This is a genomic window from Mycobacterium sp. 1164966.3 (genome assembly GCF_001665395.1).
In the GTDB taxonomy this organism is placed as follows: Bacteria; Actinomycetota; Actinomycetes; order Mycobacteriales; family Mycobacteriaceae; genus Mycobacterium.
The window spans coordinates 26,067-50,830 of record NZ_LZSG01000070.1 but is presented as its reverse complement, the minus strand read 5'-3'; the positions used below and the strand labels follow the sequence as shown (position 1 = coordinate 50,830).

The window sequence follows — 24,764 nt, the reverse complement described above, 5'->3', positions numbered from 1 at the left end:
CCTCCTCAGTTTGTCGGTGGGCCCGGCCGCGCGGTGTCAGCGAGCGGCTTAGCGGCCCTGTCCTCCACGCAATTGGTTGCCGATCCGGATCGCGGGGAGCAGCAGGCTGCGTGGCACATACCTGCCGCCGGTACTGACCACTTTGGGCACCACGCCCGGCACCACGGAGCGCCGACCGGTCAGCATGCCCGAAATCGCGGCTTCGGCCACGTCGTGCGGCGACACCTGGGCAAGCGGAATGCTGAACCGCTCCGCGTTGGCAATCTCGGCCCATTCCGTCGGCACCGGGCCCGGACACAGGGACGTTACCGACACGCCGGTACCGTGCAGCTCCTCGTGGATGGCTTCCGAAAGCGTCTGCACGAAGGCCTTGGTGGCCGAATACACCGCCATGTAGGGGATCGGCTGGAAACCGGCGATCGAGGCGATGTTCATCACCGCCCCGGCCCCGCGCTCGACCATGCCGGGCAGCGCCGCGTGGGTCAGCTCCATCAATACCAGCGCGTTGAGCGTGACCTCGTCGCTTTCGCGTTCGACCGGCAGCTCGTAGAAGACGCCACTGGTGCCGAAACCCGCACTGTTGCACAATCCGGCGATCGGTTCGTTGCGTAGCCGGTCGGCCAACTTGCCGCGGCCTTGTGGGTCGCTGAGGTCGAGCGGCATCACCTCGACGCCGACCGAGTATTCCTTGCCGACTTCGTTGGCCAGTTCGTCGAGGCGCTCACGGCGCCGCGCGACCAGCAGTAACGGAAACCCGCGGCGGGCCAGCCCGCGGGCCAATTCGGAACCGATGCCCGAAGAGGCGCCGGTGATGACGACGGTTGTCTGGCTGTTCGGTTTCGGAAGACTCATGACGTCACCAATGTATCCCTCGGGTCGCTTGCACGAATGTTTGGCTGCGTTTGTCGAATTCTGATGTGTCAGTGGCGGATTCGGCTCCCTTAGCCGCGGCGGAGTCCTGGAACATGCCGAACGCGCGGTTGCGTACCCGGTCCATCACCGCCGGGTTGACCGCGTCGGCCACCGATGCGAATTGTCCGAACGGCGGGCTGACCCGTCGCGGCCGATGCACGATCGCGTCGGCAATCACCCCGGCCGCCTGATCCGGCGTCAGCGTCGGGAACCGGTCGTACATCGTGGTCGGGCTGATCATCGGCGTGCGCACCAATGCCATGTGCACCGTGGTGAACCGGACGTTCTCGTTGACGGTTTCGGCCTGCAGCGCGTCGCACAGCGTGTCGAGCGCCGCTTTGCTGGCGATGTAGGCGCCGAACCGGGGTGCGCGAGTTTGCACGCCGGCCGACGAGATGTTGATGATCTGGCCGAAGCCGCGATCCCGCATCCCCGGGATGAACTTCAGGATGAGCTGGACCGCTCCGAGGTAGTTGAGCTGAATTGTCCTCTGGTAGTCGTGAATTCGATCGTAGGACAACTCCAATGAACGCCGGATCGATCGGCCCGCGTTGTTGATCAGGATGTCGACGCCGCCGAGGTCGGCGAGCACCTTGTCCGCCATGTCCGCGATCGCGTCCATGTCGGTCAGGTCGCACGAGTAGAAATGGGCGGTCCCGCCGTCGTCACGAATTTCTTCGGCGACCTTCTCGAGGTTCTCCAGGGTGCGCGCGACCAGCACCACCTTCCCACCGGCTTCCGCGATCTTCTTCGCGGCGGCCTCCCCGATGCCCGACGACCCACCCGTGATCAGAATGGTCTTGCCTTTGACCGCATCGCTGAGCTTGCGACCCTGCACCGCGTCGAGCAGATTCCGCAGATAGAAGGGTCGATACCGCCCGGCCGAGTTCGGCGTGTTGACGATGTTGGACATCGTCGCGAACGGTTTTTCGACCAGATTCGCTAGATCACCGAGATTCATCGGCTGTGGCTCCTGACGGTATCGCCCTGCGGGACGGCTCTGGGTGGTGTGACATAGGTCATAAAGTCAACCTATGACATCAACGGGCCAATCGGTACCGATTGACGGCATGAGGCCACCCGCCGTGTCATTTCCCACGACCTGTTCAACGTGCGCGCAATCCGCTTGTTACACCGAATAATCCGGGTGTGACGGCTCACTAACCGATCCGCAATGCCGCAATGTTGCACTGGCCCAATGGGAATACTGTCGCGCTTCCGCAAGCGCCGGCCGGTCAGCATCTACGACAAGATCGGCGGACACGAGGCGATCGAAGTCGTCGTCGAGGACTTCTACGCCCGGGTACTGGCCGATGACCAACTGTCGGGATTCTTCAGCGGAACCAATATGAGTCGCCTCAAGGGCAAGCAAGCGGAGTTCTTCGCCGCCGCACTCGGCGGCCCCGAGCCGTACACCGGCGCCCCGATGAAGCAGGTGCATCAGGGCCGCGGAATCACCATGCACCACTTCACCCTGGTGGCCGGACACCTGAGCGACGCGCTGACGGCGGCCGGGGTCCCCGCCGAGACAGTCACAGAAATACTGGGCGCCATCGCGCCACTGGCCGCCGATATCGCATCGGGTGAGACGACCGCCGCTCCCGTCTGAGGCGGGGCCCCCGCGTTCCAAGAATCCGTCAAGAATCCGCGAAGGATCCGTCAAGGAGGTGGTGGCAGCCTGGGCTTCTCCATCGGAGAACGCCGACGTTAGAGAGGTGACGGCTGTGACGCCAGAGGTTTTGGACCGTCCGCAACTACGCCCCTACTGCAGCAATGACCACCTATTCTTCGGGCCTTCCCCGCATGTCGAGGTGTCTCGCGACACGGTCGACCAGGCAGGCCCGGATGCCCCACAGCCGCACCGGGAAGCCCTGGTCATCGGTGAAGACGAGGCCCGATTACTGACCCGGGCCGCTCTTGCCGATGCCGGGTTGTGCGCCACTGACGCCCGGCAGGTCGCCGACGCGCTGGTGGACACATCGTTACGCGGGATCGAGAACTACGGGTTGCGGCTGTTGCCGCACTATCTCGACGAACTGGCCGCCGGTGTCGCCGATCCGACTGCCACGACAAGGGTGGTTTCCGACCGTGGCGCCGGACTGCTGATCGACGCCGACGGGGCGCTCGGCGTCGTCGCTGGGATGGCTGCCGCCCAGTTGGCTGCCAAACGCGCCGCAAAATTCGGCGTCGCCGCCGTCGCTGTCCGCAATTGCAACGACTTCGGCGCCGCTTCGGTCTACACCCGCCAACTCGCCCGAGACGGGCTGGTGGGCATTGTGGTCACGTCAGCGTCGTGCGGCGGGGTCGAACCGCTGTTCGGGACCGACCCGAACAGCCTGGTTCAGAATGACGAGTTCGCCCTCGAGACAGCAGACAGCCACCAAGCACTGGCCATGGCGGGAGCTCTGCTGGGCCGCGTCCTGACCGGAGCGCCACTGGATCGCGAGCCGGCCGGGGAAAGCCGCGGCGTGGGCCACCTGCTCATCGCGGTGGATCCGGCCGCCTTCGGCGGGCACGCCGAGTTGGGCAGCGGTCTGGCCGATCTGTTGGGCGGCTGTCGCGCCGATGCGGACTTGCCGCGTACACCTCGCTCGCAGGCGATTCCCCTGGACGCGCGCACTGCCGACGTGCTGTTCCCGCTCGCCGAATACTTCGGAGTGCCCGGTCCGCGGTCCGTGTTTGCCGGATAGGCGAACCAGAGACGCTTCGGCCCGCGTCACAATGCCCGTATGGCGCGCACATTCGAGGATTTGGTTGCAGAAGCCGACGCGGTGTCCGTGGACGGCTGGGATTTCTCCTGGCTGGACGGCCGCGCTACCGAGCAACGGCCTTCCTGGGGCTACCAACGGCTGTTGAAGCAGCGATTGGCGACGGTGTCGGCCGCCCTGGACATTCACACCGGTGGCGGCGAAGTACTGGCCGGCGCGGGACCCTTTCCGCCCACCATGGCGGCCATCGAGACGTGGCCTCCGAACGCGGCGATCGCGACCCGACGCTTGCATCCGCTGGGTGTGGTGGTGGTCGCGACGGCGAATGAGCCGCCGCTCCCGTTCGCCGACGCGGCGTTCGATCTGATAACCAGCCGTCATCCCACTGCCGTGTGGTGGTCCGAGCTCGCCCGGGTCCTTCGCCCGGGCGGCACCTACTTTGCGCAGCACATCGGACCCGCCACGACGTCCGAGCTGGTCGAGTACTTCGTCGGGCCGCAACCCCAGAAATGGGCCGAGTATCACCCGGACGCGGTGCGCGCCTCGGCGCAAGCCGCTGGGCTGCAGATCGTGGATGTGCGCATGGAGCGGCTGCGCGCCGAGTTCTTCGACATCGGCGCCGTCGTCTACTTCCTGCGCAAGGTGATTTGGGCGGTGCCGGACTTCAGCGTGCAGCGCTATCGCACACGATTGCGCGAACTCCACGACCAGATCGAGGCGGAAGGGCCCTTCGTCGCGCACGCGACACGGGTGCTCGTGGACGTCCGGAAGCCCGAATGACTCCGATCAGCCGTCGCCGCGCAATACGTCAAGCGCGTGCTGCAGGTCCGGTGGGTATGGACTGACAATCTCGATGCGGCGCCCATCGGCCGGATGAGCGAATGCCAGCGACCGTGCGTGTAACCATTGACGTTGCAGCCCAAGCTTTTTCGCCAACGTCGGATCGGCCCCGTAGACAAGGTCGCCGCAGCACGGGTGATGCAGCGCGGCGAAATGCACCCGGATCTGGTGCGTGCGACCGGTTTCCAGATGCACGTCGAGCAGGCTGGCGGCGACGAATGCTTCCACGGTGTCGTAGTGGGTGATGCTGTGCCGGCCGTTCTTGGTGACCGCGAACTTCCACTCGTTGCCGCGGTGCCGGCCGATGGGGGCGTCGATGGTCCCACTGGACGGATCCGGATGTCCCTGCACCAGCGCGTGGTAGCGCTTGTCCACGGTGCGCTGCTTGAACGCGCGCTTGAGCACGGTGTAGGCGCGCTCGGAGAGCGCCACCACCATCACCCCCGACGTTCCGACGTCCAGGCGATGCACGATTCCCTGCCGCTCGTGCACACCCGACGTGGTGATCCGGTAACCGGCGGCGGCCAAGCCGCCGAGCACGGTGGGGCCCGTCCAGCCGACCGACGCGTGCGCGGCCACCGCGGCTGGTTTGTCGACGGCGATGATGTCGTCGTCGGAGTACAGGATCGTCATGCCCTCGATGTCGACGGGCGTGTTTTCCAGCGGCGCTGCCGGTTCGGGCAGCCGCACCTGCAGCAGGGCCCCCGACGTGAGGCGGTCCGATTTCCCGGCCTGCACTCCGTCGAGTTCGACACCGCCGTCTTCGGCGAGAGCCGCCGCTGCGCTGCGCGACAAGCCAAGAAGGCGCGCCAGGCCCGCGTCGACACGCATGCCCGCCAGGCCGTCCGGGACGAGCATCGAGCGGTCCGTCATTTGGCCTGGTCGGCCTCTCGGTGGCCGGTTTCACCGGGTCTACGCCGGCCCACGCTGTCGAAGTCGTAGCCGAAGACGGACAGCACCACCAGCAGGATGGCCCCGCCGACGACGGAAGGGTCCGCGACGTTGAACACCGGCCACCAGCCGACAGACAAGAAATCCACCACGTGTCCCCGCAGCGGCCCGGGCGAACGGAAGAACCGGTCCACCAGGTTGCCCATCGCGCCACCGAGGATCATGCCCAGGCCGATGGCCCACCACGGCGACACCAGCCGTCGCCCCATCCAGAAGATGCCGGCCACGACACCGGTCGCGATCAGGGTCAATACCCACGTGTATCCGGTCGCCATGGAGAACGCAGCCCCCGAGTTGCGCACCAAAGTCCAGGTCACCGTGTCGCCGATGATCGACACCGGTTGACCAGGGGGGAGCAGTCGCACGGCCAGCACTTTGGTGACGATGTCGAGCGTCAGGACGACTGCCGCGACGGTCAGCAGCAGGCGCAGCCGCCGGGGAGGACTCTGCGGCGGGGCTTCGCTTTCACCAGCGGTCGCAGTCTGCGGCTCAGCCGATCCTGTGGGTTCGTCAGGCACTCCCCCATCATCCGTCACCTGAAATGTAAGCGTTTGGGTGGCTTGCATTTCAGGCAGCTTCTCCTTGCGGAGCAGCGGTCCCCGCGGGGTGCGGGGTTGACGCTTCGTCGCCTCCTGCCGTCCCCCACCACACCCGAGGTGGTGATGGGGCTGGTCTTGTGGAAGGCTCCACGTCCATCTCCAGCCGAAACGCTGGCGGCCGGCCTACTGCCGGTACCGGTCCTTCTTCCCCCGCCGTGGGTGGGGTCGCCGAGGCGGGCGAGGTTGATCGCCGCATTCAAATCTCGACACAAAGGCGGGCATCCGTTGCGGCAACGGTAAATACGGTCGCGCAGACGAAGCTTGGTTTTCGCCGCGCAGCGCGAACACAGTTGAGTCGACGGGAAGAATCTGGGTGCTCTCACCAATTGGGCGCCATACCAGGTGGTCTTGTAGCCCAGTTGGGTGGCGATGCGGCCGAGCGCGGCATCCCCCAGGGCGCGGTTGAGACCGCGTTTGCGCCGCCCACTCCGCCGCGCCATGTTCTTGACCGCGAGCTCCTCGACCGCCACCACCTGATGTGCCACCGCAAGATCGGTGGTGGCCTGGTGGATCTCCTGGGCGCGGATCGCGGCCACCCAAGCATGAATCCGCCCCACCCGCGCGATAGCGCGCTGCCAGCGTTTCGAGGGCTCCCGGCGCGTCTGGGTCTTCGGATCATAGGGGCCGCACCGGCGCGCGGCCTGACGCTGAGCGGCTCGCAACCGTGATTGCGCCCGCGCCAAAGGTTTGGGCGCGGGGATGCGGGCCACCTCTGTCCCGTCCGGGGCGGCAATCACCAGTAGGTCTTTGACCCCGACATCCACACCGACCACCGGATGCCGGGATCGGCAGGCGTGCGCGGGCCGGGTCTTACCTGCAACGATCACCTGAAAGGCGCAGTGCCACCGCCCGCCGGTGAAACTGACGGTGGCCGACAGGATCCGCGCCGTGCTGGTCTCAAGCCGGCGGGCCAGTTTGCGGGTCGACTCTAGGGTGCGCACCCGCCCGATACGGGGTAACACCACATGGCGGCGGTCCGGTTCGACCCGCAACGCCCCGGTAGTGAAGGTAAACTTTTTGACCGAGTGGCGCTTGGACTTAAACCGGGGAAAACCCACCCGCGGACCCTTGCGGCGCGCTGTGCGCGAGGTGGACCAGTTCTGCAGCGCGTTGGCCAACGCCTGACACCCCGACGCGTAGGCCTCCTTGCTGTTTTCCTCCCACCACGGCATGCCGTCCTCACCCACCGCCACGACATGCTTGCGCTGGTTCCACTCATCACGCAGCGAGCGCATCGACCAGCCAAGACACGGGGTCAGCTCCTCTGCGGCCAGGCCATAGGTTTTCTCTGCGGTCCGCTGATCCAGGTTGGCTTTGACCGCCGCCAACATCGTGTTGAAGGCGAAATTGCGCGCTCCGGCATGCGAGCACAACGCCTGCAGTTGGGCCGCCGTCGGATCCAGTGCAAACCGATACGCTTGCGCCGTCCAGCCTTCCGGGATCTCAAACCGCGCCACGGATTCACCCGGCCTTGGTAGCGGGTTCCACGTGCTTCATCGCGGTCACTGCGCGAGGTACCCGATTCCGGGGGCCGCGGCGTCTATACAACCCGGCGCAAATGCTGGTGAGCACCTCGATCATGTCGCGCACCAATTGCGCGGTGCTCTCACCGTCGTCGACGACCACGAACCGCCGGCACTGGGCCGCCAGCGCGGTACCAGATGCTCGACCGCGATACGGGCCAGCGGACCCTGATGCTCCACAACCATCACTCTGGCGGACGGGTCCGACAAAATACGGGCGTCGTGCCTATGCCATTCATGCCCTAGCCTCTCCCGACCACCTGACCCGCCTGCCGGTGGCCACCCAGTCAGCAGGGAGGCCCGACGATCCGACCCCGCGGCTGATCATCGCCGGACATCCGGGCCTACACCACCACACTGAGGCCCACTCCACTTCGCCGCCTCGACCAGGATCGTGCGCGACGGCGAGCGCCCGAACGGAACCGACATCCGATCCTCCCCCACCCACGAATACGCCGTCTGCGGATCCACACCCACCCACGCCGCCAACTTGACATCAGAATGTCTCCGGACTTACCGGTACGGTTCATCACAGGACCCCGCATGCGAGTAAACCAATGCCCTGCGCGAAGATCCCAGCATGGCCCGCGTCACCGTCATCACTACTGGCGGCACGATTGCCACCACCCGGGGCGCCGACGGGGTGCGCCGGCCCAGCCGCGGCGGCGCGGACCTGATGGCGGGTCTCGACAGCGACCTCGACATCGACATCGTCGACCTGATGGCGCTGGACAGCTCGCAGCTGACGCCGGCCGACTGGGATCGGATCCGCGCTGCGATGCAGACGGCGACCGATCGCGGCGCCGGCGGATTCGTCATCACGCACGGGACCGACACCCTCGAGGAGACTGCGCTGTGGCTCGAGCTGACCTACTGCGGGCGGGCCCCGGTCGTAATGACCGGTGCCATGCGCAGTGCCGACGCGCCAGACGCGGACGGCCCGGCAAATCTGCGCGATGCGTTGGCACTGGCGGCCAGTGCGCAGGCGGTTGACCAGGGCGTGCTGGTGTGTTTCGCCGGCAGGGTCATGCAGCCGTTGGGCCTGCGGAAAGCCGCCACCGCCGACCTGAGCGGGTTTATCGGTGAGACGCTCGGCACGGTTTCCGGCGAGATCACCCTTGGGGCTAAGACCCGCCCATATGTCGGCGATGTGCGCGCTGGCGGCGCGCCGCGGGTCGACATCGTCGCCGCCTACCTGGGTAGCGACGCGGTGGCGCTGGAAGCGTGTGTGGCGGCCGGGGCACGCGCCGTGGTGCTGGAGGCGGTCGGGTCGGGCAATGCCGGGGACGCCGTGGTCGAGGGGGTTCGCCGGCACTGCCGCGATGGGGTGACGGTCGCGGTGTCCACGCGAGTCCCCGGCGGACGGGTCAGTGCGGGATACGGTCCCGGACACGATTTGGTGGAGGCCGGGGCGATCATGGTGCCGAACCTGGCACCGCCGCAGACCCGGGTGCTGGTAATGGCCGCGCTGGCGGCGGGGTTACCCGTCGCCGACGTCGTCGACCGCTGGGGTTGAGCCTTCCGCCGGCTGCTCGTCACGTAGTGCGCCGACGTAGTCCGGCCAGTCCAGCGAGTCGATCGGGTTGGCGCGGGCGAGGTCGCCGGTGTCGGCGGGGAAGGTCCGAGCCTGTCCCGGCCCCGAACCCCGGGTCTCGAATCGCACGGTGACCACCCCGTGGCCCGCACCCTGCACCCAGCCGTGGCCGAAACCGGGGTGCGTGACGTCGTCACCGATCCGCCAGGGCGAGGCCTCGGAACCCGGTGCGAACATCGCCTCGTTCGCGGTTTCGACGGGATGTTGGGAATCCGACTCCGGCTCCGAGAGTTCCAAATCCGGGAACAGCGATTCCTGGTGCACATCGCTCAGCCCCGAAAACCCAACGCCGAGAAGGCGAATGGGACCTATCTGCATCGGGTCGAGCAGCAGCCGACGGGCTACTGCGACGAGGGTGCCCACTTCCGTCGTGGCGTAGGGCATCGTCGCGGACCGGGTCAGTGTGCTCATGTCGGACTTCTTCAGCTTCACCGTGACGGTGCGCGCACCACGGCCGTCGCGCAGCAGGCGCTGATGTGCATGCTCGGCGATGGGGTCGATCGCTTCGCGCAACTGGTCCAGGGTGGTCAGGTCGACGGCAAAGGTGGACTCGGCGCTGATCTGCTTGGCCTCGGCACGCTCGGCGACGGGTCGATCGTCGATGCCCCGGGCCAGTCGATGCAGGGCGGGCCCGACGGTTGCACCCAGGATGTTGGCTGCTTCGGCGTCGGTGAGCGCGGCCAGCTGGCCGATGGTCTCGATGCCGAGCCGGTGCAGCTTCTCCTCGGCGACCGGTCCGATGCCCCACAGCCGGCGTACCGGCAACCCACCGAGCAGCAACTGTTCCTCGGTGCGATGGACCACCCGGATACCGTCGGGTTTGGCCAGGCCGGACGCTATCTTCGCGATCTGCTTACCGGATCCGGCGCCGACGCTGGCGACCAGGCCGGTCTCCTCGCGTACCCGTCGCCGCAGGTTTTCGCAGAAGGCTTCGACGTCCTCGGCCGACGCCCCGGCCAGCTGGGGCGGTTCCCCGAATGCCTCGTCGAAGGACAGCTGCTCCACGACGGGCACCAGGCTGCGGACGGTATCGAAGACGCGTCGGCTGGCGACGCCGTAGACCACGCCGCGCGGCGGCAGCACCACCGCCGTCACGCCGACCAGCCGTCGCGCCTGGTGCATCGGCATGGCCGACCGGGCACCGAACACCCGGGACTCGTAGCTCGCGCCGGCCACGACACCCCGGCCACCCAGACCGCCCACCAGCACCGGTCGCCCCCGCAGGGTGGGCCGGGTGAGTTGTTCGACGGAGGCGAAAAACGCATCCATGTCCAGGTGCAGCACCCAACGGGACTCCACAGCGAGCAATGCTATTGGGCTACGGTTTTGAGCATGGCAATGAACCTTTGTCACCGGCTGTGCTGCAGCTCGGATCGCTGGGCGAGGGAAGTCGAACACCACATGTTGCCGACGGTGCTTGCCGACGTGGAACTCGGTGACAAGACTCTCGAAATCGGACCGGGCTACGGCGCGTTTCTGCGAGTGCTGATCGACAAGACGCCAGACCTGTCCGCGGTCGAGATCGATGCGTCGATGGCCCAGCGGCTCCAAAGCCTGTACGGGGACCGGGCGCGCATCATCAACGGCGACGGCACCGATACCGGTTTGCCCGCCAACGAGTTCAGCTCGGTGTTGTCGTTCACCATGCTGCACCACGTTCCCACGGCCGAACTGCAGGACCGGTTGTTCGCCGAAGCTTTTCGCGTGCTGCGCCCGGGTGGCATCTTTGTCGGCAGCGACAGCGTGCCGTCGCTGAAGTTACGCATCCTGCATTTTCGCGACACTTACAACCCCGTTCCGCCCGAGACGTTGCCGGATCGCTTGCGCGCAGCGGGCTTTCAGGACGTCGTCGTCAACGCCGGCGCCGGTAGGCAGCGCTGGCGGGCGGTCAAACCCTAGCCGCCAAAGTGCAACTGCCGACGGGCGTTCTCTGGAAATGCGTGGGCAGTTGCACTTTCGCGAAGCTAGACCTTGGCGATGCTCACTCGTACGCCGTCGCCGATCTCCACGCCGTCGCCGGGCTCGCCGAATTCGAAGCTGGTGGCCAGGACCTCGCCGGCGATCAGGTCGCGGTGGGTGCGCGCCCAGTCGGCCCGCTCTGCGGGTACCGACATCAGCACCCGGATCCGGTCGGAGACATCCAGCCCGGTGGACTTGCGCAACTCCTGCAACTCCCGGATGCGGTCCTTGGCCCAGCCCTCGGCCTCCAGCTCGGGAGTCACGGTGCCGTCCAGCACGACCAGCCCGGCCCCGCCGGGTAGCGGCGCGGTGAACTCGGGGTCGGCGGCCACCAGCCGTGAGCTGTACTCGTCGGGTTGCAGTACCGCGGGACCGGCCGTCAGGGTGCCGTCGGCGTTGACCACGCCTTCGCCGGCTTTGACCGCTTTGATCGCCGCCTGCACATCCTTGCCCAGCCGCGGCCCGGCCACCCGGGCGTTGACGGTGAGCTCGAAGCGGCCATAGGTGTCGATCGCGTCGTTCAGTTCCACCTGCTTGACGTTGAGCTCGTCGCCGATCAGGTCGGTGAACGGCTGCAGGCGCTTCGGATCCTCCACTGCCACAGTCAGTTTCGGCAACGGAAGCCGCACCCTTAGCTTCTTGGCCTTGCGCAGCGACGATGCGGCCGAACACACTTCGCGGACCTGATCCATCGCGGCCACCAGGTACGCATCGGCGGGCAGCAGATCTGCCTCGGGCCAATCGGTCAGGTGCACCGACCGTTCTCCGGTGAGCCCGCGCCAAATGACCTCGGTGGCCAGTGGTAGCAGCGGCGCGGAAAGCCGCGCCGTCACCTCCAGCACGGTGTGCAGGGTGTCGATGGCGTCGGTGTCTTCTTCCCAGAATCGCGGACGTGACCGTCGCACATACCAATTCGTCAGTGCCTCGGTGAACAGGCGCAGCTGTTCACAGGCGCCGGGCAGGTCGCAGACCTCCATCGCCTCGGTCAGATCGTCACGCAGCACTGCCAGCTTGGCCAGGATGTAGCGGTCCAGCACATGCTTCGAATCGGTGCGCCAGACACCGACTTTCGGCGCATACAGGCGCAGGATGGTATAGGCGTTCCACAGCGGCAGCAGCACCTGACGTGCGCCCTCGCGGATGCCCTGCTCGCTGACGATCAGGTTGCCGCCGCGCAGCACCGGCGAGGCCATCAGGAACCACCGTGTCGCGTCGGAGCCGTCGCGATCGAAAACCTCGTAGACGTCGGGGTAATTCCGCAGCGACTTGCTTGCCTTCTGCCCGTCGGAGCCCAGCACAATTCCGTGCGCCGCACAGGTTTTGAACGCCGGCCGGTCGAAGATCGCGGTGGCCAGCACATGCAGGGTATAGAACCAGCCGCGCGTCTGCCCGATGTACTCGACGATGAAGTCGCTGGGGTAATGAGCGTCGAACCAATCCTGGTTCTCGAACGGATAATGCACCTGCGCGTAGGGCATGGAGCCCGAGTCGAACCACACGTCGAGCACATCGGGGATGCGGCGCATGGTGCTGCGGCCCGTCGGGTCATCCGGGTTGGGACGGGTGAGCTCGTCGATGTAGGGCCGGTGCAGGTTGTCCGGACGCACCCCGAAGTCGCGCTCCAGCTCGTCCAGGCTGCCGTAGACGTCGATCCGCGGGTAGGCCGGATCATCGGATTTCCACACCGGAATCGGCGTGCCCCAGTAGCGGTTTCGCGAGATCGACCAATCCCGCGCACCCTCCAGCCATTTGCCGAACTGGCCGTCCCTGACATGTTCGGGATACCAGGTGATCTGCTGGTTCAGTTCCACCATGCGGTCACGGAACTCGGTCACAGTGACGAACCACGACGACACCGCCCGATAGATCAGCGGGTTACGGCAGCGCCAGCAGTGCGGGTAAGGGTGCTCGTAGGTTTCGTGGCGAATCAGCACGGGTCGGTTCACCGCGGCCGGGCCGGTCTGGCTCTTCAGGTCACGGATGATCTGCGGGTTGGCGTCGAAAACGTGCTGCCCCTGATAATCCGGGACGGTGGCGTCGAAGCGGCCCCTGGCGTCGACCGGCGTGACCGGCGTGATGCCGGCCTTCTCAGCCGTGCTCATGTCGTCTTCGCCGTAGGCCGGCGCCATATGCACGATGCCGGTGCCGTCTTCGGTGGTCACGAAATCTCCCGCAAGCACCTGAAATGCGTTGGCCGAGTCCATGAAATACGGGAACGGGGGCAGGTAGTGCACGCCCAGCAGCTCATCGCCGCGATAGGTTGCGAGCACTTCGGGCTCTTCACCCAGCTCACGGGCATAGGCGGCCAGCCGCGCCTCGGCCAGCACCACACGGCGATCGCCGGACCTGACCTGAACGTAGGTGACGTCCGGGTGGACGGCGACCGCTTGGTTCGACGGCAGGGTCCACGGCGTGGTCGTCCACACCAGCAGATAGGCACCGTTCAGCTGCCCACCGGAAACCTTGAATCCGACTGTCAGAGCGGGGTCTTGGCGGCTCTGATAGACGTCGTCGTCCATCCGCAGTTCGTGATTGGACAGCGGGGTTTCGTCGCGCCAGCAGTAGGGCAGCACCCGGTAGCCCTCATAGGCCAGCCCCTTGTCCCACAGCTGCTTGAAGGCCCAGATCACCGACTCCATGTAGGTCGGGTCCAGGGTCTTGTAGTCATTGTCGAAGTCGACCCAGCGAGCTTGGCGGGTCACATAGGTCTGCCATTCGTCGGTGTAGCGCAGCACCGACGCACGGCAGGCGTCGTTGAAGGCGGCGATCCCCATGTCGTCGATCTGGGACTTGTCGGTGATGCCCAGTTGGCGCTCAACCTCGAGCTCGGCCGGCAGCCCGTGGGTGTCCCAGCCGAAACGGCGGTCCACCTTGTAGCCGCGCATGGTGCGGTACCGCGGCACGATGTCTTTGACGTATCCGGTGAGCAGGTGACCGAAATGTGGCAGACCGTTGGCGAACGGCGGCCCGTCGTAGAACACGTAGGCCGGGGCCCCCTCGCGACGGGCGATGCTGGCCCGGAAAGTGTCGTCGTGGAACCAGTAGTCCAGAACCTGCGCTTCCAGCGCGGGAAAGTCCGGGGAGCCGCCATGTTGGTCGGCGCCCAGGTCGGTTCGTGGGTAGGCGCTGTCGCTCATCCGTCTCCTGTGCCATCGGTGCAGGCACGGGGACGACGACGCGCTGGGGCGCGAGCGCCGCGGTACCACCCCGCTTGCCACGCTGCCGCGCGGCCACTCGTTCAAGGCTGTGACGGGCCCACCCGTTCGGTTCTACTGGGCTTGTCTAGCTGTTCTTCCGAAGGCTCCCCGGTGATAGCCGGATCGATGCCGATGCACAGATTCTACTGAGCGCCGCAAATTTTAGTAACGACCGCGGCTCTCATGTGCCGAGCAGACGCAAAATCGCCCATTTCGATGCGGAAAAGGGCGATTTTGTGTCTGCTCGCCCGCCATGGCACTAGGTCTGGACTTCGAGCACGCCGATGCGCAGCAGCGCCGCGTACACGTGACGCACCGGAACGGTGAGCAACCGGGCAGCCCCGTCGGCCAGTGGGTCGCTGTACGGCCGGTTCTCGACGCGGCGGGCAACCTTCTTGGGTGCAGCGGGCTTCTTGGGTGCAGCGGGCTGGATTGAAGCTCCGTCGCGCACAACGTGCAGCTTGGGCGCGGCGGTTACGGACACTTCGTCGTAGAGAGCAGCGGTCATGATCGCCTCCTGTTGAAAGATCGAACGAGCACTAGTGGACTGACTTGAACTGACGTCGTTCGTCCCGTAGTGGTTCCGATCCAATGAGGATCTGGCTTTGACGGCTCAGCCGAGAACGCTGAAAACGTTGCGCCGCAGACCGGATCGGGACGAAACGCAGTCCGGATATCGACCCGGACTATCACTGGAACTCATGCGTCCCTCACCTCCCTCGCGGTCACGATGCGCGGCTACCCGCACGATCTAGGCGTGCACAAAGGAGTACAGAGATCCCGACGACCGTCGGAAACCGGCACCCCTCTCGTCAGAGTTTTGGCACCACACGACGTGTCCGGCAAACCGGAAGCCACCTGGGCTCAACCCTTAATCCGGGAGGAGCTGTCCTGACCCGGGGCGTCTTTCGACGTTCGGGGTCAGTGGCCTGTGTTCGTGTAGCCGCCTCACCTAACGAGGTGCTTACCCGACCGATGATGCACCAGTTGATGTGCTCGGGTCAAACCGTTTCAGCGCGCGTTTTCGAATATTTACGTTTTCTTCAGTCTTTGCTGGCGATGTTCACCTTCGTTCTGGGGCGCAGGCCGTCGAGCACCAGTGCAACCACGAAGTCGGCAACCTGACCTGCGGTGACGTCGTCGTCGGTGCTGAGTCGCCGGTGCGCCAACTGGCCGACGAGTGCCGCCAGCGTGTACGCCGCCATCCGCGGCGGGGCGTCGACCATCTCGCCGCGCTGTTGAGCGGCGACGATGATGGTCTCGATATCGTCGATGAACCGCTCGTAGATGCCGCCCAGGTGTTTTTCGAATCGGTCGCCAAGTGCATAGGCGTCACGGAAGAGCAGTTTGACGGTGGCTTTGTCGGCTTCGAAGAACTCGAACGTCGCCTGCACGGAGGCTTTCAGCAAGGCCCGCAACGACGCTTCTCCCCTATGCGGTAGCCCGTTCAGGTCGTTCAGCACTGTCGCGACACGCGCGCGCAACGCCAGCTCCTCAACCGCCATCAACGCGTGGAAAAGCTCTTCTTTGGAGTCGAAGTACCAATACACCGATCCATAGGCCAAGCCGGCCTGTTTGGCGATGTCGGCTATGGTCGTGGCGTGAAAGCCCTTGCGGCCGAACACTTCTTTGGCAGCGGTCATGATCTGCTCGCGCCGCTGCGACTTGTCCTCGGCACTGACCGCGCGACGCCGGCGGGTGGTGGTGCTCACCTGTCTATCAAGCCCTCGAGGCGCCCGACGGTGTCGATGAACTCCTCAACCATGTCGAGCACCACGGCACGTGTCGGCCGGACCCGGTCCAGCGATCCGACTACCTGCCCGACGAAATAGGTCGCCAGCTCACGCGCCTTGGCGCCGGGGTGACCGGCGGCCTGATTGATGCGCAGCTGCGGCTCGCCGACCAGCGCGGTCTGCAGCGGCATGCCGAGCGGGTCAGGGCTGTCGGGCCGGTCCCACTCGTCGGTCCAGGCGGTGCGCAGCATCCGCGCCGGTTTGCCCGTCATCGACCGCGACCGCACCGTGTCAGAGGAACTGGCGGCCAGGAATTTGTCCTTGACCACCGGCGGTGTTTCGGCTTCCTCAGTGGTCAGCCACACCGAGCCGCACCACACCCCTTCAGCACCCAGGGCCAGAGCTGCGGCGATCTGACGGCCCCGGGCGATCCCGCCCGCGGCTAATACGGGCACCGGGCCTACTGCATCGACGATCTCGGGCACCAGGACCATGGTCGCCACCTCGCCGGTGTGACCGCCGGCCTCGGTGCCTTGCGCGACGATCAAGTCGACGCCCGCCGCCGCGTGCCGTCGCGCGTGCTGTGTGGTGCCTGCCAGCGCGGCGACCAGCACATTCTGGTCGTGGGCACGCTGAACCAGATCGGGCGGCGGCGGCCCGAGCGCGCTGGCGATCAACCGGATGTCGTGGGCGAAAGCCACATCGAGCAGTGGCTGGTATCCCTTCGGCGATATGTTCAGCCCGCGTCCGGATGGTTCGCGTTGCTGGTCTTGCACCGCTATGCCGTAGCGCACCAGCAGGTCGTCCAGAAACGCGCGGTGCTCCTCGGGCAGCAGCTCGCGCACCTGCTCGGCCTCGATCCCACCTTGTTCGGCGCCGACGTACTTGGGCGGCAACAGCAGGTCGACCCCGTAGGGTTTGCCGCCGGTCTGCGCCTCGATCCAGGTCAGCTCGTTTTGCAGCCGTTCGGGGCTGTGCGCGACAGCGCCGAGGATGCCGAAGCCCCCCGCGTTGGACACCGCGGCAACGACGTCACGGCAGTGGCTGAAGGCGCAAATTGGGAATTCAACGCCGAGCATTTCGGCGACTCGGGTCCGCATTGCCCGACGTTAAGAGTTATTGATTGATATGTCAATCTATTGGAGTACGCTGCCACCCATGTCCGAGCCATTGACCGCCGAACAGCAGCATCGCCGCCGCCAAGCGGTGCGCGACCTGATGACCACCACGCCGTTCATCGGCGGCCTGGGCATCGTGTTCGAGCGCTACGAACCGGACGATGTCGCGATCCGGCTCCCCTTCCGCGAAGACCTCACCAATGACGGCGTGTACTTCCACGGCGGGGTGATCGCATCGGTGATGGACACCGCCGGTGCGGCGGCGGCGTGGTCGAACCACGACTTCGACAAGGGCATGCGGGCCTCGACGGTCGCGATGAGCATCCAGTACACCGGGGCCGCCAAGCGCTGCGATCTCATCTGCCAGGCCCGAACGGCCCGCCGGCGCAAGGAACTCACGTTCACCGAGATCACCGCGTCCGACTCCGACGGCAATGTCGTGGCCCACGCGGTGCAGACCTACCGGATCGTGTGAGCGGGCCGCGTGAATCCTGGGCTTTGCGCGTGAATCCTGGGCTTTGCGCGTGAATCCTGGGCGGGAAAATCGCGCCGATCCCCACCGGGTTGTCACACCGAAAGCCGTGCGTTCACACCGAAAGCCGTGTGCTCACGCCGAAAGCCCAGGATGCACACCCAACGCCCAACACGCCGTTCGGCCACGGCCGTCGCATAAGCCCACATTCGCCAGCAGTCACGGGGCTTTCCCGTCGGGCGGCCAGCTGGACACGCCCTCCTCCAGCGGGACCTCGAGGCTGCGCAGCATCGATGCGACCATGCGCCAGGCACCGATCGCGGTGACCAGTTCGATGAGAACCGCTGAATCGCAATGCAACTCGCGTTCGCAAGCCGTCCAGCTCGCGGCACTCACCGCGCCATCGCGCACCACGTCGTCGGTGGCTGCCAGCACCGCCCGCTCGGCGGCGCCAAATCCGTTGTATCCCTGCCAATCGCGGACGCCCAGCAGATCTTCGGACGAGACACCGAGGCCCGAAGCGACCCGCCAGTGTTGGGTCCACTCGTAGTCACATCCGGTGAGCCAGCCGATCCGCATGATCACCAGCTCGCGCAACCGTGAGTCGAGCGCACCGTGCCACAACATGGTGGCGAGCAGGTCGTTGAACGTCCGCGCCAGTCTCGGGTGGTTCAGCAGCACCTGGAAGATGCTGAGCTCGGCCATATAGTCGGGCACACCGGCCTCGTCGGCAGCGGCCTTGGCCTCGCCGAGCGGCAACAGGGGCACGCGAGCCGGCTTCATGTGTTGGGTCATGGGGTGAGCACTCCGTGTACCGGCGGGATAGTGTCGCGTTCACCGGCCATGGTAGCCAGCAGCTCCTTCGCCTCTCCGAGCCCCACGCAACGACGGGGCAGGCTCGCGAACGGGTAGCGACCCGACCCGAGCAAGTCCAGGGCGGCCCGGTAAGCGGTGACGTCGACGCCGAGGGCCCCGATCACGCGCAACTCCTTCATCACGACCAGGTCGGGGGTGAAGCCCGGCGCTCCGCTGCCGAATCCGCGGGTGCCGGCGACGACGACCGTCCCGGCGGGCCGGGCCAGGGCGATCGCCTGCGCGAACGCCGCCGGCGCCTTGGCCGTCACGTCGATCACGACGTCCGCCAGCCCACCGGCCTGCTTCGTCAGCGCGGCCACCGGGTCCTCGACGGCCACGTCGACGACGAGGTCGGCCCCGAATTGCGGCGCCAGCGCCAGCCGGTCGGCGTCGCGCGGGCCCAGGCCGGTGACCATCACGAACCCGGCGCCGGCCTCCTTTGCGGCCGCGGCGGCGCACAGCCCCCGGATGCCGGGACCCAGGATGGCCACCACGTCACCCGGGCCGGTGCCGGGAACCGTTACTCCCCAACGTATTCCAGCTCCAAGCGGGTTGAACAAAGTGGCGACCGCCGGGCTGAGGTCAGCGGCCACCGGCAACAGCATCGAGTCCGGTGCCAGGTACTGGTATTCGGCGTAGCCGCCCCAGAGTCCGGGCCGGCGCTCGACCGGGATGAAGCCATACATGTCCGCCAGGCCGTGACGTTCGCAGCGCCGGTATTCGCCGGCAAGGCAATTGGCGCATCGGCGACACGACTGGAACACCTCGACCGCTACCCGGTCGCCTTCCGTCACGCCCCATCGCTGTGCCGCCTGCGGCCCGACCGCGACGATGGTCCCGACCGTCTCGTGACCGGGAACAAAGGCGAACCCGCCGGACAGCTGGCCGGTGTATTGCTCATGGTCGGTCCCACACAGCCCACAGGCGGCGACTCGCACCACCGCGTCGTCGTCGCCAACCTCTGGCAGTGGAAAGTCGCGGACCACGAGGTGGCGTGGCGCCTCCAAGACCAGCGCCCGCGCCACCGCCTAAGCGTCCAAGCGGGCGAACTGATTCTGCCGATACTGCTCGACGCAGGCAGCCCGCCTGACCTTTCCGCTGGTGGTGATGGGAATCGAACCAGGCGCTACCACAACGAGATCCGCCACTCCCAGGCCATGCGAATTCGACACCGCCGAGGCCACTTCACGTTTGACGTCCACGAGCTTGTTCGACGCAACCTCCGGAGAATCACCGTTGTGCCTGAATTCGATGATGGCGACCAGCTTTTCGGTCTCCCGGTCGGGAACCGCTATCGCCGCGCAGCGGCCCCGCGTGATCTCCTGGATCGTCGCCTCGATGTCGTCGGGAGAATGGTTGCGCCCGTAGACGATCAGAAGGTCCTTGATGCGGCCCATGATGAACAACTCGCCGTGGGAGAAAAAGCCAAGATCGCCGGTGCGCAGCCACGGCCCTTCGGGTGTACCCGTCGAAGGGTTGACGAGCTTTGCGCGGAACGTCTGCTCCGACTGTTCGGGTTTTCTCCAGTACCCCATCGCGACATTGTCGCCGTGCACCCAGATTTCACCCGTCGCTCCGTCCGGGCACTCGGTTCTGGTGTCGGGATCGACGATCCGCACCATCGGGGATTGGCGCACCCCGTAACTGACCAGCGGGGTCCCACCGCTGGCACAACGCTTCACCTGGCCGGCGGACAACGCCTCGGATTCGAAGCGGACGAACTGTGGTGGGTCACCGGGCGCGCGGGTCGCCACATACACAGTTGCCTCGGCAAGCCCGTAGGAGGGCCGAATTGCCGCTGGGTTCAGGTTGAACTTGGCGAACCGCTCGGTGAAGCGGCGCAGCGTGGCAGCGTGTATCCGTTCGCTGCCACTGGCGATTCCCATAACGGTTCCAAGGTCAAGCCCGGCCATGTCGTCGTCACTGGTTTTTCGCACCGCCAATTCGAAGGCAAAGTTGGGTCCTGCCGTGGCGGCGCGACGATTGCTCGCGGTCAGTTGCATCCAGCGGGCCGGCCGCTGTAGGAAGGCCACCGGACTCGTGAGCACAGCGTGAAATCCGCCCAGAAGCGGTTTGCAGATCCCCAGCATCAAGCCCATGTCGTGGTAGAACGGCAGCCACGACACGATCGTCATGTCGGTCACCGGTTCGGCGAAGTACTCCTGCATCCACTGGTGGAAATTGGTGAGCACGTTTCGGTGCGAGATCATGACGCCTGCGGGCCGACGAGTCGATCCGGACGTGTACTGCAAATATGCAATATCGGGCAGACTGCCTCTGCTGTCAGACGCCGATCTGGCGTCAAGATCCAGCAAGTCAACCTCGATGATCAACGGACTGAAATCGCCGTTTCGCGCTTGGACATACTTGGCCACCTCGCTGACAACTGCGGACGTCGTGAGGATGACCGACGGCGATGTGTCGTGCAGGACCGACTGAACCCGTTCGTCATGGGCGCCGCCAGCGGGAGCCGACAGCGGGACTGCGACAAGCCCGGCCTGCAATGCGCCGAAAAATGCGGCGACGTAGTGGAGCCCCTGAGGTGCCAAAATCACCGCGCGGTCGCCGCTGGCTGCGCAACGGCTGAGCTCGCGTGCAACATTCAAAGTTCGCCGATATATCTGAGACCACGTGAGGCGTTCGGTTACTCCGGCCCAGTCCTGGTCGTAATCGATGAACGTGAACGCTGAGTCATTCGGCTGCAAATAGGCACGCTCGCGCAACACATCCGGAATGGACGTCTCGAACACGTGGCTGAGGTTACCGCAGCCAGCGCCCCTGGATGTTGGAAAGCAGCAAGGTCGCGACTTATAGCTCCGCGGCGATTTTCGCTTCCTGGGCCCGCGCCACCTCCTGCGCCGAGTAGCCGATGAACGATGCCGCCGCCCCGAGCAGGACGACCACTCCAGCCAGCCACAACAGGCCGTACGTATAGCCAGCGTCCAAGGCGTGCAACTGTGCAGCGTTCATGGACTTCACCGGTCCGATGACTCCGCCGAGGGACAACGTGTGGGATGTAATGACGGCCTGGATGACGGCTAGCACCACCGGCCCGCCAAGACCCTGCAGCACAACTGTGACCGCGGACGCCGGCCCGATCCGGTCGAAGCCGACGCTGGCGATCACCGACAGCGGGAGCGGGATGCTAATCATCCCAATACCGATACCGCCGACGACGATCAGCAGCACCAAATTCGGGAAGTACGGAATCCCGCGGTTCAGCGTCGAGCCGTACAGGATGGCGCTGAACGCCAGAACGCTGCCCACGATAACCACCACCCGCGGCGGAAACCGCATCACCAACCGCGAGGCCGCGCCCAGCCCGATGCCTCCAGCTATGACGAAGGGGATGAAGCCGACGCCCGCTTGCAGCGTGCTATAGCCCATGATGTCCTGCACATACACCGTGATCACCAGCATCAGGCTTGTCAGCACCCCGCCACTGAGGAACAACGCCGCGAAGGTGGCCACCCGGTTGCGGTCAACGAAGAGGTTGAAAGGCAGCAACGGGTTTTCCGCTCGGCGCTCGACCACAGCGAACGCGACGAAAGCCATCACGGCCAGCACAACGGACGCAATCGTGGTGGCCGATAACCAGCCCTTCTCGGCCCCGACCGAGAAGCCGAAAACCACCGCGCCGAAGCCCGATGTGGCCAGTGCAGCCCCGGTGACGTCGAGGGGCATCCGTTCTTTCTGGGTTTCTCGCAGCGCCGTACGGGCTAGATAAAGCGCCAGCAGTCCGATGGGCGCAGTGAAAAAAGCCGCCAGCCGCCACGAGATATCAGTGAGTATCCCGCCCACCACCAAGCCAAGGACTGAGCCGACACTCGTCATCGCGGCGAACACCGCCATTGCGCTGTTTCGCACCCGACCCTTCGGGAATGTCGTCGCCACCAATGCCAGACAGGTGGGTGCGACGATCGCGATAGCTACGCCCTTCAATGCCCGGGCCACAATAAGACTGCCCTGGTCCCACGCAACCGCGGACAGTATTGAGCTGATAATGGACAGCGCGACCCCGATGATGAAGGTGCGCTTGCGCCCGATGGCATCCCCCAAGCGACCGCCCACCAGGATCAGTCCGTTGCAGGTGAGCAGTGTGGCGAACACAATCCAGGTTCGCCCTGCGCTGGAAAGATTCAGGTCGTTCTGAACCTTGGGAAGCGCCACGATTCCGATGGTGAGTTCCATCGATGCCATCAGCTCCATGCTGCCGAGCGCGATCATGGCGCCGATGAACCGGCGGGCCCGCGGTTCCGTGGGCACGTAGGTCTCCTGAGCTACAGCTTGGTTGGTGTACCGAGCATCGGAGTCGTTAATCCGGCGAGTTATGTCATCCAGCGAAATAGTGCCTGCTCTGGGTCGGTGAGAACCCCGCGCCATAGCGGGCTACGGTACCGCAAACCAACGCTGCGCAGCCGCCGTTTTGGAAATCCCTGACCCTGAACCGCTTTGATGACGTACCTGGTGTTCACCGGGCTGAACCACGTCGTCATCACCACATAGCTCTGCCATATGCGGTCTGCGCCCGCGCAGCTGTATCAGGCGTCCAGGCGGGCGAACCGACCGTCCCGATAGTGTTCCACACACGCCGCCCGCCGGACTTTGCCGCTGGTGGTGATCGGAATCGAACCGGGCGGCACCACAACAAGATCCGCGACCCCCAGCCCGTGCGAGTTGGATATAGCCGACGTGACGTCACGCTTTACAGCGACGAGCTTGTCGGACGCCTCCTCGTGTGAGTCGGCTCGGTGCTTGACTTCGATGATGGCGACGAGCTGCTCTGTATGGTCGTCCGAAACCGCGATCGCGGCGCACCTGCCCCGCGTGATCTCTTGGATCGTCGCCTCGATGTCATCGGGTGAGTGGTTGCGCCCGTAGACGATCAAAAGATCCTTCATGCGGCCGATGATGAACAGCTCACCTTCGAAGAAAAATCCCCGGTCTCCCGTTCTCAGCCAAGGACCTTCAGGCGTGCCGGCCGACGAAGTGGCAAGCCGGTCGCCGAACGTGCGTTCGGTCTCCTGCGGCTTCTGCCAGTAGCCCATCGCGACATTCCCGCCGTGCACCCAAATTTCGCCGGCCATTCCCGGACGGCACTCGATGCGGGTATCCGGATCGACGATTCGAATCATCGGTGAACGAGGGACCCCATAGCTGACAAGCGGCGTACCGGATCCGCTTTCGCAGCGCTCCGCGTCGCCAACAGAGAGCTTCTCGGAATTGAAGTGCACGATATGAGGTGGTTGGGCCGGGTTGCGGGTTGCTGCGTAGACAGTTGCCTCTGCGAGCCCGTATGACGGTCGTATCGCGGTGTAGGGCAAATTAAAGCGCCCGAAGCGCTGATTGAAACGCCGCAGCGTCGCAGGATGAACACGCTCACTACCACTGAGGATGACCAGGACTTCCCCGAGGTCCAGTCCGGCCATGTCTTCGTCTGACGTTTTCCGTGCCGCAAGCTCGAAAGCAAAGTTCGGCGCCGCGGTGAATACGTGAGTATTGTTGGCCAGCAATTCAATCCATCGGGCCGGGCGCTGCAAAAACGCCACCGGACTCGTCAGCACGGTGCGGAATCCGCCCAGGATCGGTGCGCAAACTCCCAGAACCAAGCCCATGTCATGGTAGAACGGCAGCCACGAAACGATGGTCAGGTCCGGCGGGGCAACACCGCCGAAATCTGCAAAATAGTCGGAGATGATCTGCTTGAAATTGGCCACCAGGTTACGGTGCGAGATCATCACTCCGGCGGGCAGACGGGTCGATCCGGACGTGTATTGCAAATACGCGGTCTCGGGCAGCGTGCCGCGCCGGGCGCCGGAACCCGGCCGAGCGTCGAGGTCCAGTAAGTCAACCTCGACGACCTCAGCGGTCGGATGGCTGGACTGCGACTTGACATAGTCAGCCACGATTTCGGCGACAGAAGTCGTCGTGAGAACGACAGTCGGCGACGCGTCGCGCAGCACGGAGCTGACCCGCTCATCGCTGACACCACCCAATGGAACCGAAAGCGGCACCGCAATCAGTCCTGCCTCCAATGCGCCGACAAAGGCAACAATGTAGTCAAGCCCTTGCGGTGCCAATATGACAGCGCGATCGCCTATTGACGCGCAATCCTTGAGCTTCCGTGCAACGTTTTGCGCCCGCCGATAAAGCTGCGACCACGTCAGGCTCTCCTGAACCCCATTCCAGTCATTCTCGTAATCGACAAACGTGAAGGCTGTTTCATCGGGCTGTAAGCTCGCACGTTCGCGCAGCACAGCCGGAACGGAGGTCTCAACCACGGCGTTAGATTACCGTGGCCGA

At 65.4% G+C, this 24,764-nt stretch carries 21 protein-coding genes and 1 riboswitch; of the genes, 6 read left to right on the top strand and 15 right to left on the bottom strand.

The annotated features are described in order from the left end of the window. Positions 1–48 precede the first annotated feature (48 nt). Together A9W99_RS25090 and A9W99_RS25085 are read right to left on the bottom strand one after the other, a co-directional pair. Complete coding sequence (locus A9W99_RS25090) at positions 49–852, bottom strand: SDR family oxidoreductase (protein WP_067384954.1); 804 nt, start codon at positions 850–852, stop codon at positions 49–51. A 4-nt stretch (positions 853–856) separates the two neighbouring features. Beyond that, positions 857–1,873, bottom strand: a complete 1,017-nt coding sequence (locus A9W99_RS25085) for an SDR family NAD(P)-dependent oxidoreductase (RefSeq protein ID WP_067384951.1) — start codon at positions 1,871–1,873, stop codon at positions 857–859. 237 nt (positions 1,874–2,110) lie between these two features. Between A9W99_RS25085 and A9W99_RS25080 the strand changes: the two genes are divergently transcribed. The 3 genes from A9W99_RS25080 to A9W99_RS25070 all read left to right on the top strand — a co-directional run bounded on the left by A9W99_RS25080 (position 2,111) and on the right by A9W99_RS25070 (position 4,400). Further along, positions 2,111–2,521 carry a group 1 truncated hemoglobin gene (locus A9W99_RS25080; RefSeq protein ID WP_067384948.1) on the top strand — a complete coding sequence of 137 codons (411 nt, stop codon included), beginning with the start codon at positions 2,111–2,113 and terminating at the stop codon, positions 2,519–2,521. 115 nt (positions 2,522–2,636) lie between these two features. Further along, positions 2,637–3,602: an Ldh family oxidoreductase gene (locus A9W99_RS25075; RefSeq protein ID WP_253870410.1), complete on the top strand. Its 966-nt coding sequence runs from the start codon at positions 2,637–2,639 to the stop codon at positions 3,600–3,602. Positions 3,603–3,641: 39 nt separating this feature from the next. Then, complete coding sequence (locus A9W99_RS25070; protein WP_067384942.1) at positions 3,642–4,400, top strand: class I SAM-dependent methyltransferase; 759 nt, start codon at positions 3,642–3,644, stop codon at positions 4,398–4,400. Positions 4,401–4,406: 6 nt separating this feature from the next. Here the strand turns inward: A9W99_RS25070 and A9W99_RS25065 are convergent, their stop codons facing one another. Genes A9W99_RS25065 through tnpB form a run of 3 tightly spaced genes read right to left on the bottom strand, consistent with a single transcriptional unit; the run spans position 4,407 to position 7,467 of the window. After that, positions 4,407–5,333 carry an RluA family pseudouridine synthase gene (locus tag A9W99_RS25065; protein WP_067384939.1) on the bottom strand — a complete coding sequence of 309 codons (927 nt, stop codon included), beginning with the start codon at positions 5,331–5,333 and terminating at the stop codon, positions 4,407–4,409. Beyond that, positions 5,330–5,929: a signal peptidase II gene (gene lspA, locus A9W99_RS25060; RefSeq protein WP_067385262.1), complete on the bottom strand. Its 600-nt coding sequence runs from the start codon at positions 5,927–5,929 to the stop codon at positions 5,330–5,332. The genes A9W99_RS25065 and lspA overlap by 4 nt, the downstream gene beginning before the upstream one ends. A 14-nt stretch (positions 5,930–5,943) precedes the next feature. Beyond that, entirely contained in the window at positions 5,944–7,467 is a 1,524-nt protein-coding gene (tnpB, locus tag A9W99_RS25055; protein ID WP_253870407.1) for an IS607 family element RNA-guided endonuclease TnpB, read from the bottom strand. Positions 7,468–8,113: 646 nt separating this feature from the next. Here tnpB and A9W99_RS25045 point away from each other — a divergent pair. Next, entirely contained in the window at positions 8,114–9,049 is a 936-nt protein-coding gene (locus A9W99_RS25045; RefSeq protein ID WP_067384936.1) for an asparaginase, read from the top strand. Here the strand turns inward: A9W99_RS25045 and A9W99_RS25040 are convergent. Further along, positions 9,014–10,411, bottom strand: a complete 1,398-nt coding sequence (locus tag A9W99_RS25040) for a DNA polymerase IV (RefSeq protein ID WP_172828950.1) — start codon at positions 10,409–10,411, stop codon at positions 9,014–9,016. The two genes, A9W99_RS25045 and A9W99_RS25040, sit on opposite strands and share 36 nt — an antisense overlap. Before the next feature lie 48 nt (positions 10,412–10,459). Between A9W99_RS25040 and A9W99_RS25035 the strand changes: the two genes are divergently transcribed. Beyond that, positions 10,460–11,026: a class I SAM-dependent methyltransferase gene (locus tag A9W99_RS25035; RefSeq protein ID WP_067384930.1), complete on the top strand. Its 567-nt coding sequence runs from the start codon at positions 10,460–10,462 to the stop codon at positions 11,024–11,026. Between the two features lie 65 nt (positions 11,027–11,091). On the opposite strand, the gene ileS is transcribed toward A9W99_RS25035, so the two are convergent. From ileS to A9W99_RS25015, 4 genes are all read right to left on the bottom strand, one after another. Beyond that, a complete protein-coding gene (gene ileS / locus A9W99_RS25030) occupies positions 11,092–14,223 on the bottom strand; it encodes an isoleucine--tRNA ligase (RefSeq protein WP_067384927.1) in 3,132 nt (1,043 codons plus the stop codon). A gap of 319 nt (positions 14,224–14,542) precedes the next feature. After that, positions 14,543–14,791 (bottom strand): Rv1535 family protein, encoded by a 249-nt coding sequence (locus tag A9W99_RS25025; protein ID WP_067384923.1) that lies wholly within the window; start codon positions 14,789–14,791, stop codon positions 14,543–14,545. A gap of 289 nt (positions 14,792–15,080) precedes the next feature. Beyond that, positions 15,081–15,250: riboswitch (M-box (ykoK) riboswitch) on the bottom strand. Positions 15,251–15,326: 76 nt separating this feature from the next. Continuing rightward, positions 15,327–15,995: a TetR/AcrR family transcriptional regulator gene (locus A9W99_RS25020; RefSeq protein ID WP_067384920.1), complete on the bottom strand. Its 669-nt coding sequence runs from the start codon at positions 15,993–15,995 to the stop codon at positions 15,327–15,329. Next, a complete protein-coding gene (locus A9W99_RS25015; protein WP_067384917.1) occupies positions 15,992–17,116 on the bottom strand; it encodes a nitronate monooxygenase family protein in 1,125 nt (374 codons plus the stop codon). Before A9W99_RS25015 ends, A9W99_RS25020 begins: the two co-directional genes overlap by 4 nt. 58 nt (positions 17,117–17,174) lie before the next feature. On the opposite strand from A9W99_RS25015, the gene A9W99_RS25010 reads away from it, so the two are divergent. After that, positions 17,175–17,609 carry a PaaI family thioesterase gene (locus A9W99_RS25010; RefSeq protein WP_067384914.1) on the top strand — a complete coding sequence of 145 codons (435 nt, stop codon included), beginning with the start codon at positions 17,175–17,177 and terminating at the stop codon, positions 17,607–17,609. Between the two features lie 216 nt (positions 17,610–17,825). Here A9W99_RS25010 and A9W99_RS25005 read toward each other — a convergent pair whose 3' ends face one another. The 5 genes from A9W99_RS25005 to A9W99_RS24985 all read right to left on the bottom strand — a co-directional run bounded on the left by A9W99_RS25005 (position 17,826) and on the right by A9W99_RS24985 (position 24,742). Next, positions 17,826–18,389 carry a carboxymuconolactone decarboxylase family protein gene (locus A9W99_RS25005; protein WP_067384911.1) on the bottom strand — a complete coding sequence of 188 codons (564 nt, stop codon included), beginning with the start codon at positions 18,387–18,389 and terminating at the stop codon, positions 17,826–17,828. An 8-nt stretch (positions 18,390–18,397) separates the two neighbouring features. Continuing rightward, positions 18,398–19,486 carry a zinc-binding dehydrogenase gene (locus tag A9W99_RS25000; protein WP_067384908.1) on the bottom strand — a complete coding sequence of 363 codons (1,089 nt, stop codon included), beginning with the start codon at positions 19,484–19,486 and terminating at the stop codon, positions 18,398–18,400. 3 nt (positions 19,487–19,489) lie between these two features. After that, positions 19,490–21,211, bottom strand: coding sequence for an AMP-binding protein (locus A9W99_RS24995; RefSeq protein WP_067384905.1), 1,722 nt, complete (start codon positions 21,209–21,211; stop codon positions 19,490–19,492). A gap of 58 nt (positions 21,212–21,269) precedes the next feature. Beyond that, complete coding sequence (locus A9W99_RS24990; RefSeq protein ID WP_067384902.1) at positions 21,270–22,688, bottom strand: MFS transporter; 1,419 nt, start codon at positions 22,686–22,688, stop codon at positions 21,270–21,272. A 314-nt stretch (positions 22,689–23,002) separates the two neighbouring features. After that, positions 23,003–24,742 (bottom strand): AMP-binding protein, encoded by a 1,740-nt coding sequence (locus tag A9W99_RS24985; protein WP_067384899.1) that lies wholly within the window; start codon positions 24,740–24,742, stop codon positions 23,003–23,005. Positions 24,743–24,764 lie beyond the last annotated feature (22 nt).